11 protein-coding genes (1 of these 11 only partly in view) are annotated in these 26858 nt (G+C 68.8%); 6 read left to right on the top strand and 5 right to left on the bottom strand.

Annotated elements, in window-relative coordinates; genetic code table 11:
- Positions 1-42: 42 nt before the first annotated feature.
- Together ACQP1O_RS39250 and ACQP1O_RS39245 are read right to left on the bottom strand one after the other, a co-directional pair.
- Positions 43-624: a TetR/AcrR family transcriptional regulator gene (locus ACQP1O_RS39250; RefSeq protein WP_433563351.1), complete on the bottom strand. Its 582-nt coding sequence runs from the start codon at positions 622-624 to the stop codon at positions 43-45.
- Between the two features lie 33 nt (positions 625-657).
- Positions 658-1812, bottom strand: coding sequence for an epoxide hydrolase family protein (locus ACQP1O_RS39245; RefSeq protein ID WP_433563350.1), 1155 nt, complete (start codon positions 1810-1812; stop codon positions 658-660).
- Positions 1813-1903: 91 nt separating this feature from the next.
- Between ACQP1O_RS39245 and ACQP1O_RS39240 the strand changes: the two genes are divergently transcribed.
- Positions 1904-2872 carry a helix-turn-helix transcriptional regulator gene (locus ACQP1O_RS39240; RefSeq protein ID WP_433563349.1) on the top strand — a complete coding sequence of 323 codons (969 nt, stop codon included), beginning with the start codon at positions 1904-1906 and terminating at the stop codon, positions 2870-2872.
- Positions 2873-3486: 614 nt separating this feature from the next.
- On the opposite strand, the gene ACQP1O_RS39235 is transcribed toward ACQP1O_RS39240, so the two are convergent.
- The 3 genes from ACQP1O_RS39235 to ACQP1O_RS39225 form a co-directional block, all read right to left on the bottom strand.
- Positions 3487-4926: a DUF222 domain-containing protein gene (locus tag ACQP1O_RS39235; RefSeq protein WP_433563348.1), complete on the bottom strand. Its 1440-nt coding sequence runs from the start codon at positions 4924-4926 to the stop codon at positions 3487-3489.
- Between the two features lie 63 nt (positions 4927-4989).
- Positions 4990-5715: an ABC transporter ATP-binding protein gene (locus ACQP1O_RS39230; protein ID WP_433563347.1), complete on the bottom strand. Its 726-nt coding sequence runs from the start codon at positions 5713-5715 to the stop codon at positions 4990-4992.
- 35 nt (positions 5716-5750) lie between these two features.
- Positions 5751-6800 (bottom strand): ABC transporter permease, encoded by a 1050-nt coding sequence (locus ACQP1O_RS39225; RefSeq protein ID WP_433563346.1) that lies wholly within the window; start codon positions 6798-6800, stop codon positions 5751-5753.
- A gap of 130 nt (positions 6801-6930) precedes the next feature.
- Between ACQP1O_RS39225 and ACQP1O_RS39220 the strand changes: the two genes are divergently transcribed.
- From ACQP1O_RS39220 to ACQP1O_RS39200, 5 genes are all read left to right on the top strand, one after another.
- The gene (locus tag ACQP1O_RS39220) at positions 6931-8109 is read left to right on the top strand and encodes a sensor histidine kinase (RefSeq protein WP_433563345.1); all 1179 of its coding nucleotides are present in this window, start codon (positions 6931-6933) and stop codon (positions 8107-8109) included.
- Complete coding sequence (locus ACQP1O_RS39215; RefSeq protein WP_402780112.1) at positions 8106-8741, top strand: LuxR C-terminal-related transcriptional regulator; 636 nt, start codon at positions 8106-8108, stop codon at positions 8739-8741. The genes ACQP1O_RS39220 and ACQP1O_RS39215 overlap by 4 nt, the downstream gene beginning before the upstream one ends.
- Positions 8742-8759: 18 nt before the next feature.
- Complete coding sequence (locus tag ACQP1O_RS39210; protein ID WP_433563344.1) at positions 8760-9185, top strand: PPOX class F420-dependent oxidoreductase; 426 nt, start codon at positions 8760-8762, stop codon at positions 9183-9185.
- Between the two features lie 57 nt (positions 9186-9242).
- Complete coding sequence (gene cobM / locus ACQP1O_RS39205) at positions 9243-10001, top strand: precorrin-4 C(11)-methyltransferase (protein ID WP_433563343.1); 759 nt, start codon at positions 9243-9245, stop codon at positions 9999-10001.
- 303 nt (positions 10002-10304) lie between these two features.
- A protein-coding gene (locus ACQP1O_RS39200; RefSeq protein WP_433563342.1) for a non-ribosomal peptide synthase/polyketide synthase crosses the window boundary here: on the top strand, positions 10305-26858 show its start. The gene runs 27999 nt beyond the window's last position; 16554 of the gene's 44553 nt are visible here — the first part of the coding sequence; the start codon lies at positions 10305-10307; its stop codon lies off the right edge, out of view.

The raw sequence follows: 26858 nt of genomic DNA, 5'->3' as shown, positions 1-26858 counted from the left end.
ATGTGGGCAGTGGGGAAGGCTGTGGATGAATGGGAAACCTGTTCAGCCGAGCACGGATACGACCACGCGGGCCGCATCCCGCAGGCGTGCAGCCGAATCCGGCGTGCGCTCGATGACGCGGACTCCCTGGAAGAAGACGAGAAGGAATCGGGCGAGTGCGCGCGGGTCCGCGTCCGCGTCCAGTTCGCCCTGTGCGCGGGCGCGCAGCAGCGCGGAAGTCAACGTCGTTTCGAGGTGTGCCCAGCTGGACTCCACGAGCCGCGCCACCGCCTCGTCGCAGTGCGCCAACTCGACCGCGCTGTTCACGACCATGCAGCCCAGAAACGAATCGGGACTGGATGCTTCGCGCACGAACCGCTGCACGAGTCCGCGCACCGCGGGCAGGACCGGGCCCGGCTGCGACAACTCGTCCATGATCACCGGATCGGTGGTCTCGAGGTAGCGCTGGAGGGCCTTCAGGTAGAGGTCGCGCTTGCCGCCGAAGGTCGAGTAGATGCTGGCCCTGGCAATCCCAAGATGCTCAACGAGATCCGACATGGACGTCGCCTCATAGCCGCGCTCCCAGAACAATTCGAGAGCGCGGCGGAGCATGGTGTCCGGATCGAAATCCTTGGTCCTCGCCACAGCGGGGACACTACGACTTTCAAGACCAATCGGTCAAATATTGCGGGCCTGGTGGATCTTGCCGAAGCAGGCCTGAATATCGGCCACATGTGCCCGGGGAACGTCCATGGCCAGGAAGTGGTTGCCCGTGTTGCCCTCGGGCCAGTGCACGATGGTGTTGTCGCGGTCGGCGAGCCGGCGCATGAGCGGCGAGCCCCCGGCGTATACGCCCACCGGCACCAGCTTCTGGCCGGACGGCCACGCGAAACCATGGTCGCCCAGCCCGTTGTACATGGGCCAGGACGAGGTGGCGGCGGTATCGGAGAACCAGTAGACGCTGACATTGGTCAGCAGCTGGTCGCGGTCCACGGCGTCCTCCAGCTGGTCGGCCAGCGGGGAGAACTCGTCGAACTTGTGGACCAGCCACGCGAGCAGGCCGACGGGGGAGTCGGTCCAGGCGTGCGCGAAGGTCTGCGGCGCCTGGCGGAGCAGGACATGGTGATTCACGCCGGACTGCCACTTCTGCATGAGATCCCACTCGGCGCGTTCCTCGGGCGTCATGGTGGGGACGTCCGCCTCGGTGGGCAGGCCGATGCCACCGTCGATGTGCACGCCGACCAGGTGGCCGGGAGCGGCGATCGCCATCTCCTGCACCACGTACGCACCCAGATCCCCGCCCTGCGCGCCGTAGCGGTCGTAACCCAGGCGGGCCATGAGCTCCACCCACATGCGCGCCACGTGCCGCGGCCGCATGCCCGGTTCGGGCGGCGCCGCCGAGAACCCGAAACCCGGCACCGAAGGGATCACCACATGGAACGCCTGCGCCGACTCCATGCCGTGTGCACGCGGATTCGTCAGCAGCGGAATGGTTTTCGTGAACTCCACGAAGCTGTTCGGCCAGCCGTGGGTGAGGATGAGCGGCAGCGCGTCCGGGTCGTCCGAGCGCACGTGCAGGAAGTGCACGTCCAGCCCGTCGATCTCGGTCAGGAACTGCGGGAATTCATTGAGCGCCGCTTCCTGTGCGCGCCAGTCGAATTCGGTGCGCCAGTATTCGGCCAGCTCGCGCAGATAGGCCACCGGGACGCCGCGCTCCCAGCCCTGTCCCGGGAGTTGCCGGGTCCAGCGGGCTCGCGCCAGCCGGTCGAGGAGGTCGTCGAGATCGGACTGCGGGATGTCGATTCGGAACGGGCGGATATCGGTGCTGGTCATCGTGACTCCTGACGTCGGGCGAACGATCCACTGATCACGGTAGGAGTCATATAGGACTATTCTCGTCCTACTTCGAGCGGAGGATGGCGGTATGAGCGACACGTCGGCACGACTGCTGCGGCTGCTGTCCCTGCTGCAGACCCCGCGCGAATGGCCCGGCAGCGAACTCGCCGAACGCCTCGGCGTCACCGATCGCACCGTCCGCCGCGACATCGACCGTCTCCGCGATCTCGGCTACCCCGTCGCGGCCACCATGGGCGCCACCGGCGGCTACCGCCTGGTCGCCGGGGCCGCCATGCCGCCACTCCTGGTCGACGACGAGGAGGCCGTGGCCATCGCGGTCGGCCTGCGGGCGGCCGCAGGCTCCGCCATCGCCGGCATCGAGGAAGCCTCTGTCCGTGCCCTGGCCAAGATCGAACAGGTACTGCCCGCCAAACTGCGCCGCCGGGTGCGAGTCCTGGGAACCGCCACCGTCCCGCCCCGCGCCGACGCGACCCCCGTCGACCCGGAGCTCCTCACCGCCCTGGCCGCGGCCGTGACCAACAAGGAGCGAATACGGTTCGCCTACGAAGCGGCCAACGGCACCGAAACCCGCCGCAACACCGAGCCTGTCGGCTTGGTCCCCCACCGACACCGCTGGTACCTGGCCGCGTTCGACCTCGATCGCAACGACTGGCGGGTCTTCCGCGCCGACCGAATCCACCGCCTCCACCCGACCGGCGCCCGCTTCACCCCACGTGATCTCCCCGCCGCCAATCCTGCCGCCTACGTAACCGGCGAGCGAACCGACTGGGGCACCTCGACACTGCATTTCCAGGTCGACATCGCCGCCTCCGCCGAAGCCGTAATCGGCCGCCTGGGCGAGAGCGCCGGTGACATCATCTCGCGCGGACCAAACACCTGCGCCCTCGACATGTCCCGAGACGACCTCCCCGAATGGGTAGCACACCGTCTCCTGGAGCTGGGCGTCGAATTCGAAGTGCACAGCCCTCGAGAACTTACAGACGAGCTGCGAAAGATCCGCGATCGCGCCGCCCGCGCAATAGAAGCCAAAAGATAAGAGCCAAAACCCAAAAGATCAAAAGAACAAAGGACAAAGACGCCTGGAGAAGGGAGGGGGCCGGGCTGACGTCCACGCCTGCGCCTACCGGCCCCCTCACCTTTGAAGCCGCATGTGGGGTTGCTGCAGGAGGTATTCCTTCAGATCACGGGGTTGGGGTCGGCACATGATGGTTGTCGGCGTCGTGGTGGTGGCAGTGGCGGTTGGGATCGGAGAAGCACTGGCAGTGGCGGCGGTGGTCGCGGAGGCAGTGGCGGTGGCAGGAATGTCTGTGCGGGCGTTCGGGATCGGAGATACCCGGTGAGCTGGCGGTGGCCCGGGGCTGGTTGCGGGCGGTTACGGTCGCGGCGGTAATTGCGGTCCAAATGGTGGCTGTAGGGGCGATGGCCGTGCCGAGCGCGGCGGCGGCAATATTGCTGTGGACGTGTGGGTTCGGGGATCAGTGGGGGGTTTGCGGTGGGGTTGTCTGTAGAAGGTGATGCGTGCAGTCCGTGGGCCGGGATCGGCGGGAGACGGTTCCCGAACTCGGCGTCAGCTCAAGTCCGGTAGGGCAGGCGACGCAACCACACCTCCCCGTCCCTGCGCACACCAGCAGCACACGAACGGTCCGGGGATCACGCTGCCCGTGAACCCCACCTTCGGCAACTGAAATCGATCGCAGCAGCGACCCACTGCCCCACGTGATGTCTATCGTTCACATGTGGGGTGCCCGTGGGGTCAAGACGTTTCGGAGCAATCCATCCGGTCCGCCCCCGATACGGGGAATCTTTGCCCATGACAACGGTTCTCCAGCCGTCGAGACTGTCATTCACGAGCGCGTGGCAGTGGTCGCATGCCAAGGTCAGGTTGTTCAGATCCGTGGGCCCGCCTGTGGCCCAGTCGGTGACGTGGTGCACCGCGCACATGCTCGCGGGTGCGTCGCATCCTGGTCGGGTGCAGCCCTTGTCGCGGGCGATCAACGCCAACCGCTGCGCCGGAGTGGCCAGGCGCTCGCAGCGACCCAGGTACAGCGGCAGCCCGTTCGCGTCGAGGACGGCCAGCACCGGGCGGGTGCCCTCGGCCAGCTTCAATGCCTCGTTGATCGAGACGTGGCCGCCGGAGGCGGTGGTCGCGACTCCGGCCCCACGCTCGAGGTCGGCGAGGTTCATGGTGAGGATGGCCTGTACCGGCAGGCCTCGGTGTGAGCCGAGTTTGGCGGGGTCGACGCCGGGCTGCAGGAGCGCGAACAAGGCGTCGTGGGTGCGCTGCCCGGCATCGCGACGGTCGCGACGGGCGGCGGCCTCGAGCACTTTCGAATCAACGACACCGCCAGTCGCGGTGGGGCTTTCGGGGTCTTCGAGGTCGCACATGCCCGGACGCGCGAACTTGGCGAAGACGGCATCGAGCAGGGCCCGCAGTTCGGGGGTGATCCAGCCCTCGATCCAGGACATGCCATCGATGCCGGGTCGGCACAGCATGATTCCGCGCTTGCGACGGCGGTCGGCGTCGGAGACGACCTTGCCGTCCGGGTCGACACGAGCGAGGATGTCGCGACCGATCTTGGGCAGATCGTCGGGCCACCCGATACGGGAATGGCCGACCAGGATGCGCTCGGCCTCGGCGCGCGTCCCAGCGGGGATATCGGCGGGCAGATGGTTCATGACATCGACGATGTTGCGGACATGATCACGCGAGATATTGCCTGCCTCATAGGCTTCAGCGGTCGCGGCCAAGGTGGGCGGGCGCAGGTGTCCGGTGGGTTCGAAGAATTCTCCGCACTGGCGGGTGATCTTCACTCGCACCGACGCGTCGTACTTCGACAACCCGAGTGTCTGGCGCAGGAACGGCACCAGGTCCCGGGCTCCGCTGGTTTCGGGCAGGGAGCGATTCGCGGCTTCGATGATCAGGCGTGAATCCAGCGCGGACAGCTGGCGTTTGCAGGTTTCGAGCCGCTGCATCAATTCCACGACATCGGCATCGGAGAATTGCTTCAGGCTGGTGTTCGACAGGGTCTGGACTGCGGTCGCCAATTCGGCGATGCCGCAGCTCTCCAGCGCTTTCCCCTTCGAATTCATACCTCTATTCTATCGCCGCCACAATAGCGCTGGAACCCGAATTGTCCAGTATCGCTACATATTTCAAGCAGCCAGTGCTGTGTTCCGTTGTGTAAGAACACCGTCCACCATTCGATACACACTATCCATCTGATCCAAATGCGACAGATCGTGCGTCACCAGCAATGTCGACGCTCCATGCTCGCGCACGATGCCGACGATCAGATCGATGATGGCCGCCCCGCGCTCCTGATCCAACGCACTGGTCGGTTCGTCGATGACCAGCAGGGACGGGTCGTTCATCAGGGCTCGCGCGATGTTCACCCGCTGCCGCTGTCCACCCGAGAGTTGAGCCGGCCGCTTGTTCTCGTGCCCCGAGAGTCCCACGGCCGCCAGCAGATCCCGTGCGCGCGACCGAGCTGTGCGCCGCTTGGCGGGTGAGACGAACCAGCTCTGCCCCAGGTGCACCATGGCCTCGAGCTGCTCGACGGCGGTCAGCGCCGGGACCAGATTGGACTGCTGGAACACGATGCCGATCGAGTTGCGACGCAGGGTGGCCGCATCGCGTCGGCTCAGCGCGGCGAGATCGATGGTGCCCGTGGCGGTTTCGAGCTCCACCCGCCCCGAATCCGGGCGCAGCAGGGTGGAGACGGTGGCCAGCAGGGTCGACTTGCCGGAGCCGGACGGCCCGGTGATGGCCGCGATCTCGCCGCCACCCACACGCAGGTTCACGTGGTCGAGGGCGGTGATGCGATCCGTGCCGTCCGGGAAGGTGAGGGTCAGATCGGAGACGGTCAGTGCGTTGGTCATCGCAATGCTCCTGGGAGGCAAGGGGAGTGTGGTCATCAGCGGGCCTGGTTGAGGGCGGTGAGTGGATCGGTGGTGACGAGGAATCGCAGCGCGAAGGCCGCGCCGAGCAGACCGAGCGCGATCAGCGCCGCGGCCGGGAACAGCGTCGTGCTCACACTGAGAACGAAAGGCACTGCACCGCCCATGAATACGCCCGCCACGGCGGTCAGGCCGACACCGACGCCGACACCGAGCAGCAGCACGATCAGCGCCTGGCTCAGGGCATCCCGGATCAGGGACCCGGTGGTCGCGCCCAGCGCCTTCAGCGTCGCGATGTCCGGCTGTCGCTGCACGGTCCACACCGTGAAGAACGCGCCGATCACCAGCGCCGAGATGGCGAACAGCATGACGGTCATGAGGGTCAGCGACCCGTTCTCGGCCTGGTACGACGACATCGCGGACAGTGAGTCCTTGCTGCTGGTCGTGGTGGTGTGCGCGGTCGCGTTCACCGCGGACTGGTCGCTCACGCCGGACACCGCGAGGATGGTGGCCGCGCCCGCGTGGGGGTTGAGGGACTGCCAGTCCGCCAACGTCATCCACACCACGGGGGTGTGCGCGTACCAGTCGTCATCGGTCACGCCCTGCACGGTGTAGGAGGCCGAGCCCAGCTCGACGGTCTCGCCGGTCCTGGCGTCGAGGTCCTTGGCGGCGGCCTTGGACAGGATCACCGAACCCGGTTCGGTTGCCACACGCTTGCCGAAAGGCGTGCCCTGGACACCGAACAGTGCCACCTGGGTGGGCGACGCGCCGTCGAGGGTGGCGCGGGTGCGGCTGATGCCGATCGGATCGACGGTGCCGCCCGCCGCCTGCCACGTCTGCACCTGGTCGGTGCTCAAGGTGGAGGCGTCGAAGGAAGGGGAGGACCCGGTGTCGGAGAAGACGACCGTGCTGGTGTTGAGGGACTGAATGGCGGAAATGTTCTGGTGCGCCAAACCGGCCGTCAGGCCGCTGAGAAAGCTCACCAGCAGCGCGACCAGCGTGACCACCAGGGAAATGAGGAGGAAGCGGCCGCGGGCGGCCCGCAGATCTCTGAGTGCGACGAACATGATTCCACTGTGTCGTCGCGGACCCCGGAAACCATCGTCGAGCAGGACGGTTCCCGGACCAGCCAAGGGTGGGGTGGCGTTTCCTACTTTCGATGGATGCCGCGGCAATAGCCGGGCATAAGCTGGTCGCGTGCACCGCTCGCCTCTCACCCCGGTCTTCTCCGCCCTGCAGGCGGGACTGCATGTCATGGTGGTGGCGCTCACCATCGTGGTGGCGGTGCAGGAGTTCCTGACGGGTTCGCATCGGGTGCTCGTCGTGGTGCTCGCCGGCGTCTTCCTCGGCGTCTACTTCGCCGGCGGCCGGTTCCGCCGCAATCTTCCCGCGGCCCGGGTGTGGCTGGGCCTGTTGACGCTGCTGTGGCTGGGCCTGGTGATCGTGGCCCCGCTGGCGGTGTACCTGGTGTTCGGACTGTTCTTCCTGTATCTGCATCTGCTGCCGCGCAATTGGGGGCTGCTCGCGGTGACCGCGGCCACGGTGGTGTCGGTGGTCGGGTTCGCCGCGCACCGCGGCTGGACGGTGGCGGGTGTGATCGGCCCGCTGCTCGGTGCCTTGGTCGCGGTGGCCATCGGACTCGGCTATCAGGCGCTGTTCCGGGAGGCCGCCGATCGTCAGCGCCTCATCGACGAATTGCTCGCCACCAGGAACACTCTCGCCGAACAGGAACGCACCGCTGGCAAGATGGCCGAGCGGGAGCGCCTGGCCCAGGAGATCCACGACACGGTTGCCCAGGGCCTCAGCAGTATTCAGCTGCTGCTGCACGCCGTCGAGCGCGCCGCCCCGGATCATCCGGCGCTGGAGAAGATCCGGCTGGCCCGCGAGACCGCCGCCGACAGCCTGGTCGAAACCCGCCAGCTCATAGCAGAACTCACACCCGCCGCACTCGAGGGCCAGTCCCTCGCCGGTGCGCTGCATCGCATTGCCGAGCGGGCCGCCGCGCCCGGCCTGGACGCCCAGGTGCTCGTCGAGGGGGAGCCGCAGGCGCTGCCCATGTCCATGGAGGCCGCACTGGTCCGCATCACCCAGGGCGCGGTCTCGAATGTGGTGCGGCACGCCCACGCTCAGCGCATGCGGGTCACCCTCACCTACGCCGATGACGCCGTGCATCTCGACGTGGTCGACGATGGGGTCGGTATCGATCCCGCGGTGCTGGCCGAATCCCCTTCCGGCAGTTTCGGTCTCAATGCCATGCGCAGCCGGGTGGAGCAGCAGGGCGGCACCATGGATGTCGAATCCGAGCCGGGCCACACCGCGGTCACCGTCTCCTTCCCCCTGGAGGAGCAGCCCACCTTCCCCTCGGAGCAGAAATGATCCGCATTCTCCTCGCCGACGACCACGCCATCGTCCGCGCGGGCCTGCGCGCGCTGCTGGACTCCAGCGTCGCCGAAACCGATTCCGACGACATCGAAGTCGTGGGCGAGGTGGCGACGGCCGAAGAGTCCGTTGCCTTCTGCTCCACCACCCCCGTCGACCTGGTTCTGATGGATCTGCGCTTCGGCCCCGGCAAGTCCGGCGCGGACGCCACCGCTGCCCTGCGCGATCTCCCGAATCCGCCGAATGTCCTGGTGGTCACCAACTACGACACCGACGCCGACATCCTTGGTGCGATCGAGGCGGGCGCGGTCGGCTACATCCTCAAGGACACCCCGCCCGCCGAACTGCTGGCCGCCGTCCGCTCGGCCGCCGAGGGGGAGAGCGTCCTGTCACCCTCGGTCGCCTCGCGTCTCATGACGCGAGTCCGCAAGCCCGACACCACCTTGAGTCCCCGCGAGATCGAGGTCCTCCGTCTGGTGGCCGACGGCCATTCCAACCGGGAGATCGGCAAGCGCCTGTTCCTCTCCGAGACCACCGTGAAATCCCACCTGGTCCATATCTATTCGAAGCTCGGCGTCAAATCCCGAACCTCCGCCGTGGCCCGGGCTCGCGAGCGCGGGGCCATCTGAGGTCGTACGGTGTCGCCCATGGCCTCACTGTCCGATCAGCGTGTACGCGACTTCCTGACCGAGGGCACCCGGACCGGCAAGCTCGCCTTCGTGGCGAGCGACGGTCGCCCCCTGGTGGCGCCGGTCTGGTTCATCCTCGAAGGTGACGAGATCGTCTTCAACACCGGCAAGGACACGGCCAAGGGCCGCTCGATCCGGCGCGACGGCCGCCTGACCCTCTGCGTCGACGTGTCCGAACCTCCGTACTCCTTCGTTCAGGTCCAGGGTGTGGCCGAAATCTCCGAGGACCCGGACGAACTCCTCCGCACCGCCACCGACATCGCCGCCCGCTACATGGGCCTCGACCGCGCCGACGAATTCGGCAAGCGCAATGCCGTCCCCGGCGAACTCGTGGTCCGCCTCCGCCCCACCAAGATCCTCACCGACTTCTCGGTCAGCGGCTGATCGCGGTGCCGGTGGCGGCCGGGCGGTTCGCCTGAGCGGGTGTGCGAGACTCGGCCGATGACAGTGCACTTCATCGGGGCCGGGCCGGGGGCGGCGGATCTGCTGACGGTACGAGCGGTCGAGCTGCTGCGGCGGTCGCCGGTGTGCCTGTACGCGGGGACCTATCTGGATCCCGAGGTGCTGGGGCACTGCGCGCCGGATGCCGAGCTGATCGATACGCAGCGGCTGGATCTGAACGAGATCATCGCGCACTGTGCGCGGGCGCACGCCGAGGGCAAGGACGTCGCACGGTTGTGCTCGGGCGATCCCTCCTTGTATTCGGCGCTCACCGAGCAGAAGCGCAGGCTGGACGCCCTGGGAATCCCCTGGGACGTGACGCCCGGGGTGCCGGCGTACGCGGCCGCCGCGGCGCTGCTGGGTGCGGAGCTCACCGTGCCGGAGCAGGTGCAGTCGGTTGTGTTGACCCGCACACAGGCTCGGTCCACCGCGATGCCGGAATCGGAGGCGCTGGCAAATTTCGCGCGCACCCGGGCGACCCTGATCCTGCATCTCGCCATCACCCGGATCCGGACCCTCGCTCAGGAGCTGGTTCCCGACTACGGCGTGGACTGCCCGGTGGCCGTGGTCTACCGCGCGACCCAGCCTGAACAGCAGGTTCTCCGGGGCACCTTGGCCGATATCGCCGATCGCGTGGAGGCGGCCGGACTGCGGCAGGCGGCTGTGATTCTCGTCGGTCCCGCGTTGGCCGAAACCCTGAACTGTGCCCAGTCGCATCTGTACGATCCTGCTCGCGATAGGTCGCACATCACTGGCTGAAGGTACGAAATGCGATGATAGCTAAGGGCTATGGCCCTTTCGTATTGTCGCTTGCGCGCTGACGGTAGATTGGACCGAGTGTCCGTCACCAAGTTTGCGACTGTGGCTGCCCTGCAGCGGCCGACGGGTGTGGTCGCGCCCATGTAACAAGATCGGCCAGCTGGGGGGATACCCCAGGGAGTCTCAATTTACGGTGAAGTGAGCCCCGAACACCGGACGCCACGCTGAAGCAAGCGTGGCGTTTTGTTCGGGTTTTCGGCGGGGAGCGCTGCGTGTCGTGGTGTTCCGGAAGCGAGGTTTGGGTTGGACCGGCTGGATTTCGGCGGCATCGGCGAAGCTGGCAGCGAAATCGCACCGGGATCGGGCGAACTTTTCCCGCTGTCGCCGGCGCAGCTCGGCATCTGGTATGCCCAGCACCTGGACCCGCAGGTCCCGATCAATATCGCCCAGTACGTGGAACTGCGCGGCGAACTCGACCTCGAGTTGCTGGAACGCGCCATGGTCCACGGCTCGGAGGAGTTCGGATCGGGCTTCCTGCGCATCGTCGAGCGTGACGGCGAGCCCATGCAGATGGTGGACCACTCACTGGACCGCACCATCTACCACGTCGATCTGAGCGATGAGGCCGATCCGGCCGCCGCGGCCCAGGCCTGGATGCGCGCCGACTACAGCGCCCCGCTGGACCTCACCCGGGACCGCCTCATCCGCACGGCCATGCTGAAGCTGGCCGACGGCCATTACTACTGGTACGCGCGCATCCACCACATCGTGCTGGACGGCTTCGGCGCGGTGACCTACATGACCCGCGTCGCCGAGCTGTACACCGCGTACGTGCTGGGCGTCGAGCCCGCACCGCACAAGCTGACCGACCTGCCCACCCTGGTCGAGCAGGAATTCGCCTACCGCGAGAGCAGCCGCTTCGAGTCGGACAAGGAGTACTGGGCCGAGCGGGTCGCCGGGCTCGAGGACGGCACCAGCCTGGTCGGCCGCTCCGCGCCGCCGGCCGCCATCAACCGGATCGCCACAGGAGCGCTCACCGAGGACCAGTCCTCGCTGCTGGACGATGCTGTGGCGCGCCACGAGTCGTCGCCCGCGGGTCTGCTCATCGCCGGTTTCGCCGCCTATCTCGCGCAGTGGACCGGCAGCGAGGACGTCATCCTCAGCCTGCCGGTGACCGCGCGCACCACCGCGATCATGCGCCGCTCCGGCGGCGCGGCCTCGAACATCGTGCCGCTGCGCCTGCGCGTCGGCCACGGCGTGACCGTGACCGATCTGCTCAAGCAGGTGCAGGTGGAGGTCTCGGGTGCGCTGCGTCACCAGCGTTACCGCGCCGAGGACATTCGTCGCGACTCGACCGGCGAATTCACCGGCGGCGAGGTGGGTTCGCAGTTCTTCGGCCCGTGGGTCAACATCATGTTGTTCCACAACGAGGTCGTGCTCGGTGACATCACCGGTGAATACAGCGTGCTGTCCACCGGTTCCATCGAGGATCTGGGCGTCAACTTCTACCAGTCGGTGAAGGGCACCCGGAATCACATCGATTTCGAGACCAACCCCAACCTGTACTCCGAGGACGAGACCGAGCGTCACCACGCGCGGTTCCTGGAGTTCTTCGACCGCTTCCTGGCGGCGGGGGAGGAGCAGCCCGTCTGGGACCTGCCCATCACCACCGCGGCCGAGCGCGCCCGCACCCTGGTGGAGTGGAACTCCGCCGCGCACGAGGTGCCGGTCACCACGCTGCCGGCGTTGCTGGACAAGCAGATTCCGCTGACCCCGGACAATGTCGCCGTCGAGTTCGAGGGCGAGCGGCTCACGTACGCCGAGTTCGGTGCACGCGTCAATCGCCTGGCCCGCTTCCTCATCGAGGACGGCGTCGGCCCGGAATCGCTGGTCGCCCTGGGCATGCGCCGCTCGCTCGACCTGGTCGTCGGCATGCACGCGGTGCTGCGCGCCGGTGGCGCCTACGTGCCGATCGACCCGGACCACCCGGCCGACCGCACCGCCTACATCCTCGAGTCCGCGGCACCGGTCTGTGTGCTGACCACCTCCCGCGACGAGCTCGAGCTGCCGGCTCAGTTCGATGGCCGCTCCGCAAGCTCCGCGGCTGGAGCGCGGCGCTTGGAGATCGACACGCTCGACGTCTCCGGCTTCTCCGCGGAGCCGGTGACCGATGCGGATCGCCTGGCCCCGCTGCGCCCGGACAACACCGCCTACGTCATCTACACCTCGGGTTCGACCGGCCGCCCCAAGGGCGTCGCCGTCACCCACCACGCCATCGTCAACCAAGAGCTGTGGATGCTCGACGAGTATCCGCTCACCGAAGACGATGTCTACCTGCAGAAGACCGCGACCACCTTCGACGTGTCGCTGTGGGGCTACTTCATGCCGCTGCTGGTGGGCGCGAAGCTCATCGTGGCGACCCCGGACGGTCACCGCGATCCGCTGTACGTGGCGGAGATGATCGAGCGCCACGGCGTCACGGTCACCGACTTCGTGCCGTCCATGCTGACGGTCTTCGTCGCGCACGCCACCCGGGCCCAGTGTGCCTCGCTGAAGTACGTTTTCGTGATCGGTGAGGCGCTGCCGCCGGAGACCGGCGCGGGCTTCCGCGAGATCACCTCGGCCGGGCTGCACAACCTGTACGGCCCCACCGAGGCCGCGGTGTCGGTCACCTACTGGGAGAACACCGCCGCCGACACCGTCACGGTGCCGATCGGTCTGCCCGAGTGGAATGTCGAAGTCTACGTTCTGGATTCGCGGCTGCGGCCCGCCGCCATCGGCGCGTCGGGTGAGCTCTATCTGGCGGGCCGTCAGCTGGCCCGCGGCTACAAGGGCCGCCCGGATCTGACCTCGGACCGCTTCGTCGCGAACCCGTTGTCGCCCAACGGCGAACGCATGTACCGCACCGGTGACCTCGTCCGCTGGAACGACGCAGGGGCCCTGGAGTACATCGGCCGCACCGACTTCCAGGTGAAGTTCCGTGGTCAGCGCATCGAGCTCGGCGAGATCGAGACCGACCTGCTGGCCCACCCGACCGTCAGCCAGGCCGCCGTCCTGGTCATGGACACCGCCACCGGTCAGCAGCTGGTCGCGTACGTGGTCCCGATCCCCGGCCAGTCCATCGATCCGGCCGAGCTGACCCGTTTCGCCGCCGAGAAGCTGCCGTCCTACATGGTTCCGGCGTCGATCATGGTGCTGGACGCCTTCCCGCTCAACACCTCCGGCAAGCTGGACCGCAAGGCCCTGCCGGAGCCGGTGTTCAGCGCGGATGCCGCCGGCTACCGTGCGCCGCGCACCGCCGCCGAGGAGATCGTGGCGGGCGTGTTCGCCGATGTGCTCGGCCACGACCGGGTCGGCGTCGACGACAACTTCTTCGATCTGGGCGGCAACTCGCTGGTCGCCACCCAGGTGGTGGCCCGCATCTCGGCCGCGTTCAGCACCCGCCTGGGTGTGCGCGCGCTGTTCGAGACCCCGACCGTGGCGGGCCTCGCCGCGCGGGTGGAAGCCGCTGGGCCGTCCGATGTTTCGCGTACCCCGCTGGTGGCGCAGGAGCGCCCGGACCGGGTGCCGCTGTCGCTGGCACAGCAGCGCATGTGGTTCCTCAACCAGTTCGACCCGAATGTCCCCACCTACAACCTGCCGTTCGTGGTGCGGTTGCGCGGGCAGGTCGATATCGAGGCCCTGCAGCTGGCGCTGGCCGATGTGGTCGAGCGCCAGGAATCCCTGCGCACCATCTTCCCCGAGTCCGGCGACGGCGGCTTCCAGCAGGTGCTGCCGATGTCCGAGGTGGAGCTGGGCATCGAGGTCATCGATCTCGCCGAGGCCGAATTGCCCTCCGCGCTGGCGGAATTCGCCTCCGCCGGTTTCGATGTCTCGACCCAGCTGCCGATTCGCGTGCGCGTGTTCCGGGTCGCCGGTGCGGTGGCGCTCGATGCCGGCGAGGTCGATCTCGCGGTCGCCTTCGTGGTGCATCACATTGCGGCGGACGGCTTCTCGTTCGGGCCGCTCTCGCGCGACATGACCGCCGCCTACCTGGCTCGCGTGGCCGGTCAGGAGCCCGCGTGGGCGCCGTTGCCGGTGCAGTACCAGGACTTCAGCATCTGGCAGCGCGACGTGCTCGGTTCGGAATCCGACGCCGAGTCCATGGCCGCCCGCCAGATCGCCTACTGGCGTGGGGCGCTGGCCGGGCTGCCGGATCAGCTGGACCTCCCGGCCGACCGTCAGCGTCCGCCGGTGCAGAGCTTCCACGGCTCCCGCGTCACCTTCGACATTCCGGCCGAGTTGCACACCAGGCTGGCGGGTCTGGCACGCGCCCAGGGTGTTTCGCTGTTCATGGTCATGCACAGCGCGCTGGCCGTGCTGCTGGCCCGGCTCTCGGGCACCGGCGACATCGCCATCGGCACCCCGGTCGCCGGTCGTGGTGAGCAGGCGCTCGACGACCTGATCGGCATGTTCGTCAACACCCTGGTGTTGCGTTCGGAGGTGGATGGGGCCGAGCGCTTCACCGACTTCCTGGCCCGCACCCGGGAGTCCGATCTGGCGGCCTTCGCCAATACCGATGTCCCGTTCGAGCGGCTGGTCGAGGTGCTCAACCCGACCCGTTCGCAGGCCCGGCACCCGCTGTTCCAGGTCATGCTGTCGTTCCAGGAGATGTCGCACGGCTCCATGGAGCTGCCCGGCCTCACCGTCTCCGCGGACGAGCTCGAGGTCGACATCGCCAAGTTCGACCTGCAGTGGACGCTGACCGAGCAGCGTGGCGTGGCCGGTGAGCCGGCCGGGCTGGCGGTGGTGCTGTCCTACGCCACCGATCTGTTCGACGCCTCGACCGTGGCCGAGTTCGGGCAGCGCTACCTGCGCGTGCTCGAAACCGCCGTCGCCGCACCGGACACCGTGGTGCGCGATATCGACGTCCTCGACGCCGGTGAGCGCGAGACCGTGCTGCACGCGTGGAACCACACCGCGCGTGAACTGCCCTCCGCCGCAACCGTTCTCGACCTGTTCGAGCGGCAGGTGCGGATCCGGCCGGACGCCACCGCCCTGATCTTCGATCCGGGCGAGCGCAGCGGCAGCATGTTCGGCCCCGCCGAGGAGCTGAGCTACGCGGAGTTCTCCGCGCACGTGAATCGCCTGGCACGCAGGCTGATCGACGCCGGCGTGGGCCCGGAGTCCCTGGTCGCGGTGGGCATCCGCCGCTCGGTGGACATGCTGATCGCCATCTACGCCACCCTCACCGCGGGCGGCGGCTACGTGCCGATCGACCCGGACCACCCGGCCGAGCGCACCGACTACGTGCTGCGCACCGCCGAGCCGGTGGTGCTGCTGACCACCACCGACGATGCCGTGGAATCCTCGGATTGCCCGGTGCTGCACCTGGATTCGCTGGACCTGGACGACTACAGCGCCGCCCCGGTCACCGACGCGGACCGGCTGGCGCCGCTGCGGCCGGCCAATGCCGCCTACGTGCTGTTCACCTCCGGCTCGACCGGCCGCCCGAAGGGCGTGGCCATCCCGCATGCCGCGGTGCTCAACCAGATCGCCTGGATCACCAGCGAATACGACATCGACGACACCGATGTGATCCTGCAGAAGACGCCGGTCACCTTCGACGTCTCGGTGTGGGAGCTGTTCGGCTCGCTGGCCGTGGGCGCGCAGCAGGTCATCGCCGCGCCGGACGGCCACCGCGATCCGATGTACCTGTCGGAGGTCATCGGCCGGCACCGGGTCACCATGACCTCGTTCGTGCCGTCCATGCTGAGCGTGTTCGCCTCCAGCGCCTCGTCGGCCGAATGTCTGTCCCTGCGTGCGGTGCTGGTCGCCGGTGAGGCGCTGCCGCCGGCCACCGTGACCGCCTTCCGCCGCTTCTCCACCGCGGCCGTGCACAACCTGTACGGCCCGACCGAGTTCACCGTGCACGCCACCTACGCGCCCATCGACGCGCCCGTGGTCACCTCGGTGCCCATCGGCCGCCCGGTGTGGAACGCACAGACCTATGTGCTGGACGAGGGCCTGCGCCCGGTGCCCGCGGGCGTCCCGGGTGAGCTCTACCTGGGCGGTGTCCAGGTGGCGCGCGGCTACTTCGGCCGCCCGGACCTGAGCGCCGAGCGCTTCGTCGCCAACCCCTACGGCGAGCCGGGTTCGCGTCTGTACCGCACCGGTGACCTGGTGCGCTGGAACCACGGGCGCTCCGCAGGCTCCGCGCCTGCGGGCGGAATCGACTACGGCATTCTCGAATACATCGGCCGCACCGACTTCCAGGTGAAGTTCCGCGGCCAGCGCATCGAGCTCGGCGAGATCGAGGCCGCGCTGCTGGACCACCCCAAGGTGCAGCAGGCCGTGGTGCTGGTCATCGACACCGTGGCCGGCGATCAGCTGGTCGCCTACATCGTGGCCGGCGGCCCGGTGGATCTGGACGGCGTCAAGACCTCGCTGCAGCGCACCCTGCCCGCCTACATGGTGCCGGGTTCGATCATGGTGCTGGACGCGTTCCCGGTGAACGCCTCCGGCAAGCTGGACCGCCGCGCGCTGCCCGCGCCGCGCTTCGAGGTGCGCGAATTCCGTGCTCCGACAACGCCGATCGAGGAGATCGTCGCCCAGATCTTCGGCGAGGTGCTGGGCATCGCCCGAGTCGGCGTCGACGACGACTTCTTCGAGCTGGGCGGCAACTCGCTGATCGCCACCCAGGTGGCGACCCGACTGGGTACGGCCCTCGACACCCGCGTGCCGGTGCGCATGCTGTTCGAGGCCGCCACCGTGGAAGCCCTTGCGGCCCGGGTGGAATCGCATGTCGGCGACGGCGGCCGCAAGGCCCTGGTGGCCCGCGAGCGGCCCAGCGAGGTCCCGCTTTCGCTGGCGCAGCAGCGCATGTGGTTCCTCAACCGCTTCGACACCGCCTCGGCGGTGAACAACATCCCGGTCGCCATCCGGCTCTCCGGTGAGCTCGATATCGCGGCCCTGCAGGTCGCGGTCATCGACGTCATCGACCGGCACGAGTCGCTGCGCACCGTCTTCCCGGAGACCACGCACGGCCCGGTGCAGCGAGTGCTGGACGCCGCGCAGATCGTGCCCGACCTGACGCCGGTGCCGGTCACCGAGTCGAATCTGATCGACCACCTGGTCGAGCTGGCCACCATGGCCTTCGACGTCACCGACGAAGTGCCGTTGCACGCAGCGCTTTTCGAGATCAGCGAGACCGAGTACATCCTCGGCATGGTGGTCCACCACATCAGCGCCGACGGCTGGTCCATGGGCCCGCTGGCCCGCGACGTCATGGTCGCCTACGCCGCCCGCACCTCGTGGGAGGCCCCGGCGTGGGCGGAACTGCCGGTGCAGTACGCCGACTACGCGCTGTGGCAGCGCGAGGTGCTCGGCTCCGAGGACGACCCGGATTCGCTGATCGCCAAGCAGATCCGCTACTGGACCGACGCGCTCGCCGATCTGCCGGACGAGCTGGTGCTGCCCGCCGACCGGCAGCGTCCGGCCGTGGCCAGCTACCAGGGTGGCACCTACCCGTTCGCCATCTCCGCCGAAACCCAGCAGGCGCTGGTGGATCTGGGCCGCCGGCACAATGCCTCGCTGTTCATGGTCATGCACAGCGCGCTCGCGGTGCTGCTGGCCCGCCTGTCCGGGACCGGCGACATCGCCATCGGCACCCCGGTGCACGGCCGCGGTGAGGCCGCGCTCGATGACCTGATCGGCATGTTCGTCAACACCCTGGTGCTGCGCACCGAGGTGGACGGCAGCGAGACCTTCGCCGATCTGCTGGCTCGCTCCCGCGACACCGACCTGCACGCCTTCGCGCACGCGGACGTGCCGTTCGAGCGGCTGGTCGAGGTGCTCAACCCGGCCCGCTCACAGGCCCGGCATCCGCTGTTCCAGGTCATGTTGACCTTCCAGAACACCCGGCAGGCCAGCCTGGAACTGCCCGGGCTCTCGGTCAACGGCATCGATTACGACGCTCGCCTGGCCAAGTTCGACCTGCAGCTGACCCTGCAGGAGGCGCAGGACGACCACGGCGAGAACGCCGGCATGTCCGCCGAGATCTCCTACGCGCTGGACCTTTTCGACGAGCCCACCATCGCGGCCTTCGCGCACCGCCTGGACCTGATCCTGGCGGCCGTGGTCGCGGACCCGGACCGGCCGCTCGGCGATATCGACCTGCTGGTCGCCGACGAGCGCGAGCGGGTGCTCGACGACTGGAACGACACCGCGTTCAACCTGGCGCGGGTGCTGCCCGCGCTACCGGAGGGCGAGGCCGCGACGCTGGTTTCGCTGTTCGAAGCACAGGCTCTGACCAGCCCCGATGCGCCTGCCGTGGAATTCGAGGGGACAGGTCTGTCCTACGCCGAGTTCGCGGCGCGGGTGCACCGGCTGGCCCGCAAGCTCATCGCCCAGGGCGTCGGCGCGGAATCGCATGTGGCGCTTGCCATCCGGCGCTCGCTGGATCTGGTCGTCGCCATGTACGCGGTGCTGGAGGCCGGTGGCGCGTACGTGCCGCTGGATCCGGATCAGCCGGACGAGCGCATCGACTACGTGCTCGACACCGCGCGCCCGGTCGCGATCCTCACCACCAGCCGCGACGACTTCGTCACCGGCCGCAATGTGCCGGTGCTCGAGGTCGACACCCTGAACCTGGAGGCCTACTCCGACGCGCCGATCACGGATGCCGAACGGGGACAGGCGATCCGGCCGGAGCACACGGCCTACGTCATCTTCACCTCCGGTTCGACGGGCCGCCCGAAGGGTGTCGCGGTCGAGCACGGTGCGATCGTGAACCGCCTGCTGTGGATGCAGCACGAGTACCCGATCGACGCGAACGACGCTGTCCTGCAGAAGACCCCGGCCACCTTCGACGTGTCGGTCTGGGAGTTCTTCTGGCCCCTGCAGACCGGCGCTCGCCTGGTGGTCGCCAGGCCGGACGGCCACCGCGACCCGGTGTACCTGGCCCACGTCATCGCCGAGACCGGCATCACCACCGCCCACTTCGTGCCGTCGATGCTGTCGGTGTTCGTCGCCACCCTCGGCAACGAGAACGGCGACTCCTCGGTCCCCGCACCGCGTTTGCGGCAGGTCTTCGCCTCGGGTGAGGCGCTGCCCGCGCCGACCGCGCAGAAGTTGCGCGAGCTGACCGGTGCGCGGCTGCACAACCTGTACGGCCCGACCGAAGCGGCCGTCGACGTCACCTACCACGAGGTCGTGGACACCGATACCGTGTTCGTGCCGATCGGCCGCCCGGTCTGGAACACCGAGACCTACGTGCTCGACGCCCGCCTGCACCCGGTCGCGCCGGGTGTCGCGGGTGAGCTCTATCTGGCGGGCGATCAGCTGGCGCGCGGCTACCTCGGCCGCCCCGACCTGTCCGCCGATCGCTTCGTCGCCAACCCGTTCGTCTCCGGCGACCGCATGTACCGCACCGGCGACCTGGTCTCCTGGACCGCCGACGGTGAACTGAACTACCTGGGCCGCACCGACTTCCAGGTCAAGCTGCGCGGTCTGCGCATCGAGCTCGGCGAGATCGAGGCCGCACTGCTGGCGCAGCCGGCCATCGCTCAGTCGGTCGTGGTGGTGCGCACCGATGCGCACGCCGGTGACCAGCTGGTCGGCTATGTGGTGCGTGAGGCCGAGGCGGTCGTGGACGTCGACGCGGTCAAGGCCGCGCTGAGCGGCTCGCTGCCCGCCTACATGGTCCCGGCCGCGCTCGTGGTGCTGGACGCCTTCCCGGTCAACGCCTCCGGCAAGCTGGACCGCCGGGCACTGCCCGCGCCGGTCTTCGAGGCCAAGCGCTTCCGCGCCCCCTCGACCCCGATCGAGGAGATCATCGCGCAGATCTTCGCCGACCTGCTCGGTGTCGAGCGCGTCGGCGTGGACGACGACTTCTTCGAGCTGGGCGGCAACTCGCTGGTCGCCACCCAGGTGGTGGCCCGCCTGGCCGCCGCGCTGAACGCCCAGATCGGCGTGCGTGTGCTGTTCGAGGCCCCGACCGTGGCCGCGCTGGCCGCCCGCGTCGAGTCGCACGCGGGAACCGGTGTGCGCCAGGCCCTCACGGTTCGGTCCCGGCAAGCGCAGGGAGGTGGAGCGGAGCACCCGCCGCTATCGCTGGCGCAGCAGCGCATGTGGTTCCTCAACCGGTTCGATCCGGAATCGGCCGCCAACAACATCCCGGCGGCCGTAAGGCTCACCGGTGCACTGGATCTCGACGCCATGCGCGGGGCCATCGCCGACGTGGTGGCGCGGCACGAGTCGCTGCGCACCCTCTACCCGTCGCACGAGGGCGTCGCCTACCAGAAGGTGCTGCCCACCGGCCGCGCCATTCCCGAGCTGGATGTGCTGGACGTGACCGAGGGCGAATTGTTCGCCGCGGTCTACGACTTCGCCGCCCGCGGCTTCGACGTCACCACCGAGACCGCCGTCCGCCTGCGCGCCTATCGCCTCGCGGCCGACGATCACGTGCTGGTGCTGGTGGCCCACCACATCGCCGCCGACGGCTTCTCGATGAACCCGTTGGTGCGCGACCTGATGACCGCCTATATCGCGCGCAGCAACGGCGAGACCCCGGGCTGGACCGAACTGCCGGTGCAGTACGCGGATTACGCGCTGTGGCAGCGGGAAACGCTGGGCTCGGAAGAGGATCCGCGCTCGCTCATCACCGAGCAGCTCGACTACTGGCGCGACACCCTGTCCGGCCTGCCGGACGAGCTGCGACTGTCGGCCAAGCCGCGTCCGGCGGTCGCGTCCTACGACGCGGGCACGCACCGCTTCCAGGTGCCGGGCGAGCTCATCGCCGGGCTGAACCGGGTGGCGCAGAGCAATGGCACCACCCTGTTCATGGTGGTGCACAGCGCTTTCGCCGCGCTACTGGCGCGCCTGAGCGGCACCGACGACATCGCGGTCGGCATTCCGGTGGCGGGCCGTGGCGAGCAGGCGCTCGACGATCTCGTCGGCATGTTCGTCAACACCCTGGTGCTGCGGTCGTCGGTCGACACCGGCACCAGCTTCACCGACCTGCTGAAGACCGTGCGCGAGCGCGATCTGCAGGCCTTCGCCCACGCGGACGTGCCGTTCGAGCGGCTGGTCGAGGTGCTCAACCCGGCCCGTTCGCAGGCCCGGCACCCGCTGTTCCAGGTCATGCTGTCGTTCCAGAACCTGGGCCGCACCTCGCTGGAGCTGCCGGGTCTGAGCGTGTCCGAGCTGGCCATCGACCAGCAGTCGGCCAAGTTCGACCTGCAGCTGACGCTCAGCGAGATCATCGATGGCGACTCGACCATGGATGCCGAGCTCGTCTACGCGACAGACCTTTTCGACTCGCAGTTCGCCGGTGTATTCGCGCAGCGCTTCGTGGCGATGCTCACCGCCGTGGCCGCGGACCCGACCCAGCTGGTCGGCGATGTCGAGCTGCTGAGCGAGGCCGAACGCCGCCGGCTGCTGGTCGGCTGGAACGAGACCGCGTTCGAGCTGGACACCGCGCTGCCGGAGATCTCGGAAGGCGCTGCGGCAACGCTGGTTTCGCTGTTCGAGGCGCAGGTCGCACTGACTCCCGAAGCGACTGCGGTCACCTTCGAGGGGACAAGTCTGTCCTACGCCGAGTTCGCGGCTCGTGTCCGCAAGCTCGCGCGCTGGCTCATCGCCGAGGGCGTCGGACCGGAATCCTTTGTGGCGCTGGGCATGCGCCGCTCCATCGACCTGGTCGCGGGCATGTACGCGGTCACGGTCGCCGGTGGCGCGTACGTGCCGCTGGATCCGGATCACCCGGCCGAGCGCACCCAGTACATCCTCGAGACCGCACAGCCGGTCTGCGTGCTGACCTCCGGCGACGACTTGGAAGGCATTGACGCGCGCCAGGTCCGGATCGACGAGCTGGACCTGGACGGCTTCGCCGACGCCCCGGTCGCCGATGCCGAGCGCCGCTCGCCGCTGCGCCCGCAGAACACCGCGTACGTGATCTTCACGTCCGGCTCCACCGGCCGCCCCAAGGGTGTGGCCGTGAGCCACGCGGCGATCGTGAACCGTCTCGTCTGGATGCACGCCCAGTACGGGCTGGCCGCCTACGACGTGGTCCTCCAGAAGACTCCGGCCACCTTCGACGTGTCGGTGTGGGAGTTCTTCTGGCCCTTGCAGGTCGGCGCGCGCCTGGTGGTCGCCAAGCCGGACGGCCACCGCGATCCGGCCTACCTGGCCGAGATCATCGTCCGCGAGGGCGTCACGGTCACCCACTTCGTGCCGTCCATGCTGGCGGTCTTCGTGGCCGAGCCTGCCGCGGCCGACTGCGTCAGCCTGACCAATGTCTTCGCCTCCGGTGAGGGCCTGCCCGCGCCGACCGCGCAGAAGCTGCGCGAACTGACCGGCGCTCGCCTGCACAACCTGTACGGCCCCACCGAGGCCGCGGTCGACGTGACCTTCCACGAGGTCACCGATGCCGATCTGACCTCGGTGCCGATCGGCGCGCCGGTCTTCAACACCCAGGTGTACGTGCTGGATTCGCGCCTGAAGCCGGTTCCGGTGGGTGTCGCGGGTGAGCTGTACCTGGCCGGCGATCAGCTGGCCACCGGCTACGTGGCCCGCCCGGATCTGACCGCGGATCGCTTCGTGGCCAACCCCTTCGGCGACGGCGTCCGCATGTACCGCACCGGTGACCTGGTCACCTGGACGGGCAATGGCGAGCTGGAGTACCTGGGCCGCACCGACTTCCAGGTGAAGCTGCGCGGTCTGCGCATCGAGCTCGGCGAGATCGAGTCGGCGCTGACCGCGCTGCCGGCGATCGCCCAGTCGGTCGTGGTGGTCCGCCACGACGACCGCACCGGCGATCAGCTGGTCGCCTACCTGATCGCCGCCGACGGTCACCTCGACCTCGACGCGGTCAAGGACGAACTGTCCGAGCGGCTTCCGGCCTACATGGTCCCGGCCGCCTTCATGGTGCTGGACGCCTTCCCGCTCAATGCCTCCGGCAAGCTGGACCGCAAGCAGCTGCCCGCGCCGACCTTCGCCGCCAAGGCCTTCCGCGCCCCGACCACGCCGGTGCAGCAGACCGTCGCCGGCACCATCGCCGACGTGCTCGGCCTGGACCGGGTCGGCCTGGACGACGACTTCTTCGAGCTCGGCGGCAACTCGCTGATCGCCACCCAGGTGATCGCGCGCCTGTCCGCTGCCCTGGACGCCGACATCCCGCTGCGCACGCTGTTCGAGGCCACCACCGTGGCTTCCCTTGCCGCGCAACTGGAATCGCGCGTCGGCACCGGCGCGCGCGCCGCGCTGGTCGCCCAGGAGCGCCCGGAGCTGGTGCCGCTGTCCCTCGCGCAGCAGCGCATGTGGTTCCTGAACCGCTTCGACAACCGCACCGCGGTCAACAACATCCCGGTGGCGCTGAAGCTCACCGGCGCGATCGACCCGGCCGCCTTCACCGCCGCCATCGGCGACGTGCTGGCCCGGCACGAGTCGCTGCGCACCATCTACCCCGAGGTCGAGGGCGACGGCTACCAGCGCATCCTGCCGCTGTCCGAGATCGACTTCGAGGTGCGGACCGAGACCGTCACCGCGGCCGACCTGACCGCGCGCATCACCCAGCTCGCGAGCGTGTTCTTCGACGTCACCCGCGAACTGCCGTTCCGCGCCACCGTGCTCAGCCTCAGCGAGGCTGCGTCCAATACGGCGGTCGCGGGGCCCTCCGTGGTTACGCAGGCAAGCGCGGAGAGGCGGAGCGACTCCTCCGGGCCCGACGCGCCCGCCGAGCACGTGGTGGTGCTGGTGCTGCATCACATCAGCGCGGACGGCGTCTCGCTGCGCCCGCTGCTGCGGGATGTGGTGGCCGCCTACCTGTCCCGCAGCACCGGCGAGGCTCCGGCCTGGGCGCCGCTGCCGGTGCAGTACGCCGACTACACGCTGTGGCAGCGTGAGATCCTCGGCGCGGAAACCGATTCCGAGTCCGTCGCCGCCCAGCAGATCGCCTACTGGACCGACCGGCTGGCCGACCTGCCCGAGCAGATCGAGCTGCCCGCCGACCGCCCGCGGCCGGAGATCGCCACCAATGCCGGTGGCACCTACGACTTCTCGATCGACGCCGAGCTGCACCGCGCCCTGACCGGCGTGGCCCGCGAGCACGATGTCACCCTGTTCATGCTGGTGCACGCCGCCCTGGCCACCTGGGCCGCGCGCCTGTCCCGCGCCACCGACATCGCCATCGGCACCCCCATCGCGGGCCGCGGCGAACGCGCGCTGGACGACCTGGTCGGCATGTTCGTCAACACCCTGGTGCTGCGCAGCGAGGTGCGGCCGGACGCCGCCTTCCGCGATCTGCTGGCCCAGGTGCGCCGCACCGACCTGGCCGCCTTCGCGCACGCCGACGTGCCGTTCGAGCGCCTCGTCGACGTGCTCAGCCCGGTCCGCTCGCAGGCGCACCACCCGCTGTTCCAGGTGGCGCTGACCTTCGAGGCCGCCGGGGCCAAGGACGCCGCGGCGGTCGCGCTGCCGGGACTGGGGCTCGAGGTCGTCGAATTCGACCCGGGCACCGCCAAGTTCGACGTGCAGCTCACCGTGAGCGAGCGCGCCGACGGCTCGCTGGGCCTGTCCTGGAACTACGCCGCCGACCTGTTCGACGCCGAGACCGTCATCTCCTTCGCCGAGCGCCTGGTCCGCATCCTGCGGGCGGTCGCCGAGGATCCGGCCGCGCTCATCGGCGATATCGACCTGCTGGGCGAGGGCGAGCGCCACAATGTGGCCGAGCACTGGGTCTCCGCGGGCGAGGACATCGTCGTGCTGGCCCGGACCGCGCGGGCCGCGGTCGCCGACGCCGAACGCGCTGTCGCCGAGGGCACCTCGGGCATCGCGCCCGACGCCGCCGCCCTGCTCGCGCTGGGCGCGTCCGCCGAGCGCCTGGCCAACCCGCTGGCCGCCCTGGCCAGCCCGTTCGTGGCGGCCGATGCCACCCTGTCGAGCTTGTTCGACCTTGCGGTGGCCGCGAATCCGGAGCGCGTCGCGGTGCGCTTCGGTGACGAGGAGCTCACCTACTTCGACCTGGACCGCCGCGCGAATGTGCTGGCGCGCCGCCTGATCGGCGAGGGAGCGGGACCGGAATCGCTGGTCGCGGTGCTGCTGCCGCGTTCGGCGGATCTGGTGGTGGCGCTGCTGGCCGTGATCAAGACCGGTGCGGGCTACGTGCCGATCGATCCGACCTACCCGGCCGACCGTATCGCCTACGTGCTCTCGGACGCGCGGCCGACCAGCGTGATCACCGACTCGACCGTGCAGGTCGAGCTGCCGGCCGAGCTGAACACCGTGCTGCTGGACGGGTTCTCGCTGGAGGCGGGCAATATCGTGGACGCGGCCGACGGGCCGGTCACCGATGCCGATCGCCGGGTCGCGTTGCGCCCGGATCACGTCGCGTACGTGATCTACACTTCCGGTTCGACCGGTCGCCCCAAGGGTGTGGCGGTGGCGCATCGGAATGTGGTGCGGCTCATGGCGAATACCGATCGTGAGTTCGGTTTCGGGCCTGATGATGTGTGGACGCTGTTCCACTCGTATGCGTTCGATTTCTCGGTGTGGGAGTTGTGGGGTCCGCTGCTCTATGGCGGCAAGTTGGTCGTGGTCGACTACTACGTGTCTCGCTCGCCGGAGCAGTTCCTGGAACTGTTGCGCCGTGAACGGGTCACGGTGCTCAACCAGACTCCGTCGGCCTTCTATCAGTTGGCCGAGGCGGACCGGATCGCGTCTTCGGCGAGCCGGGAATCGGATTCGGCTGTTGGTGACGAGCAGTCGCTGGCGCTGCGTTATGTGGTCTTCGGTGGTGAGGCGCTCGAGCTGCGGCGCCTCTCGGATTGGGTTGCCCGTCATGGTGATTCCACTCCGTATCTGGTGAACATGTACGGCATTACCGAGACCACCGTGCACGTGTCCGTGCGGGTGCTCGATGCCGACACCATCGCCGCCGCGACTGGTTCGGTGGTCGGCCGGGCCATCGCGGGTCTGAGCGTGTATGTCCTCGATGACCGCTTGCACCCGGTGCCGGTGGGTGTCGCGGGCGAAATGTATGTGGCCGGACCGCAATTGGCGCGCGGCTACCTGGGCCGCCCGGAGCTGTCGGCGGGCCGCTTCGTGGCGAGCCCGTTCGGGGTGCCCGGCGAGCGGCTGTACCGCTCCGGTGATGTGGCGCGCTGGAACCGTTTCGGTGAGCTGGAATACCTGGGTCGCGCCGACGATCAGGTGAAGGTGCGTGGTTTCCGTATCGAGCTCGGTGAGATCGAGTCGGCCGTGCTGGCTCAGCCGGGCGTGGCCCAGGCCGCGGTCGTCGTGCGTGAGGATCAGCCGGGTGATCAGCGCATCGTGGCCTACGTGGTGCCGGAGAACGGCATCGCGCCGGCAGCGGACGCGGTCCGCGACGGCGCGGCCGAGCTGCTGCCGTCCTACATGGTCCCGTCCGCGATCGTGGTGCTGGACCGAATCCCGCTGACCGTCAACGGCAAGCTGGACCGCCGGGCGCTCCCTGCCCCGGCCGCGCAGGCGCGGGCCTTCCGCGCCCCGGAGACCCCGGTGCAGGAGACGGTCGCCGCCGTCTTCGCCGAGGTCCTGGATCTGCCGCGGGTCGGCCTGGACGACGACTTCTTCGACCTGGGCGGCAACTCGCTCATCGCCACCCGGGTGGTGTCGCGCATCGGCGCGGCCCTGGACACCACGGTCGCGGTGCGCACCCTGTTCGAGGCCACCACGGTCGAGGCCCTGGCCGCACGCATCGAATCGCACGCCGACGGTGCGTCCCGCGCCAAGCTGGTGGCTCGCACCCGGACTGCCGGTGAGCTGGTGCCGCTGTCGTTCGCGCAGCAGCGCATGTGGTTCCTGAACCAGTACGACACCTCCTCGGCGGCCTACAACCTG

It is taken from the genome of Nocardia sp. CA-151230 (genome assembly GCF_050942175.1).
Lineage (GTDB): Bacteria > Actinomycetota > Actinomycetes > Mycobacteriales > Mycobacteriaceae > Nocardia.
The sequence above is the reverse complement of the archived record's forward strand: the minus strand, read 5'-3'. Positions and strand labels throughout refer to the sequence as shown.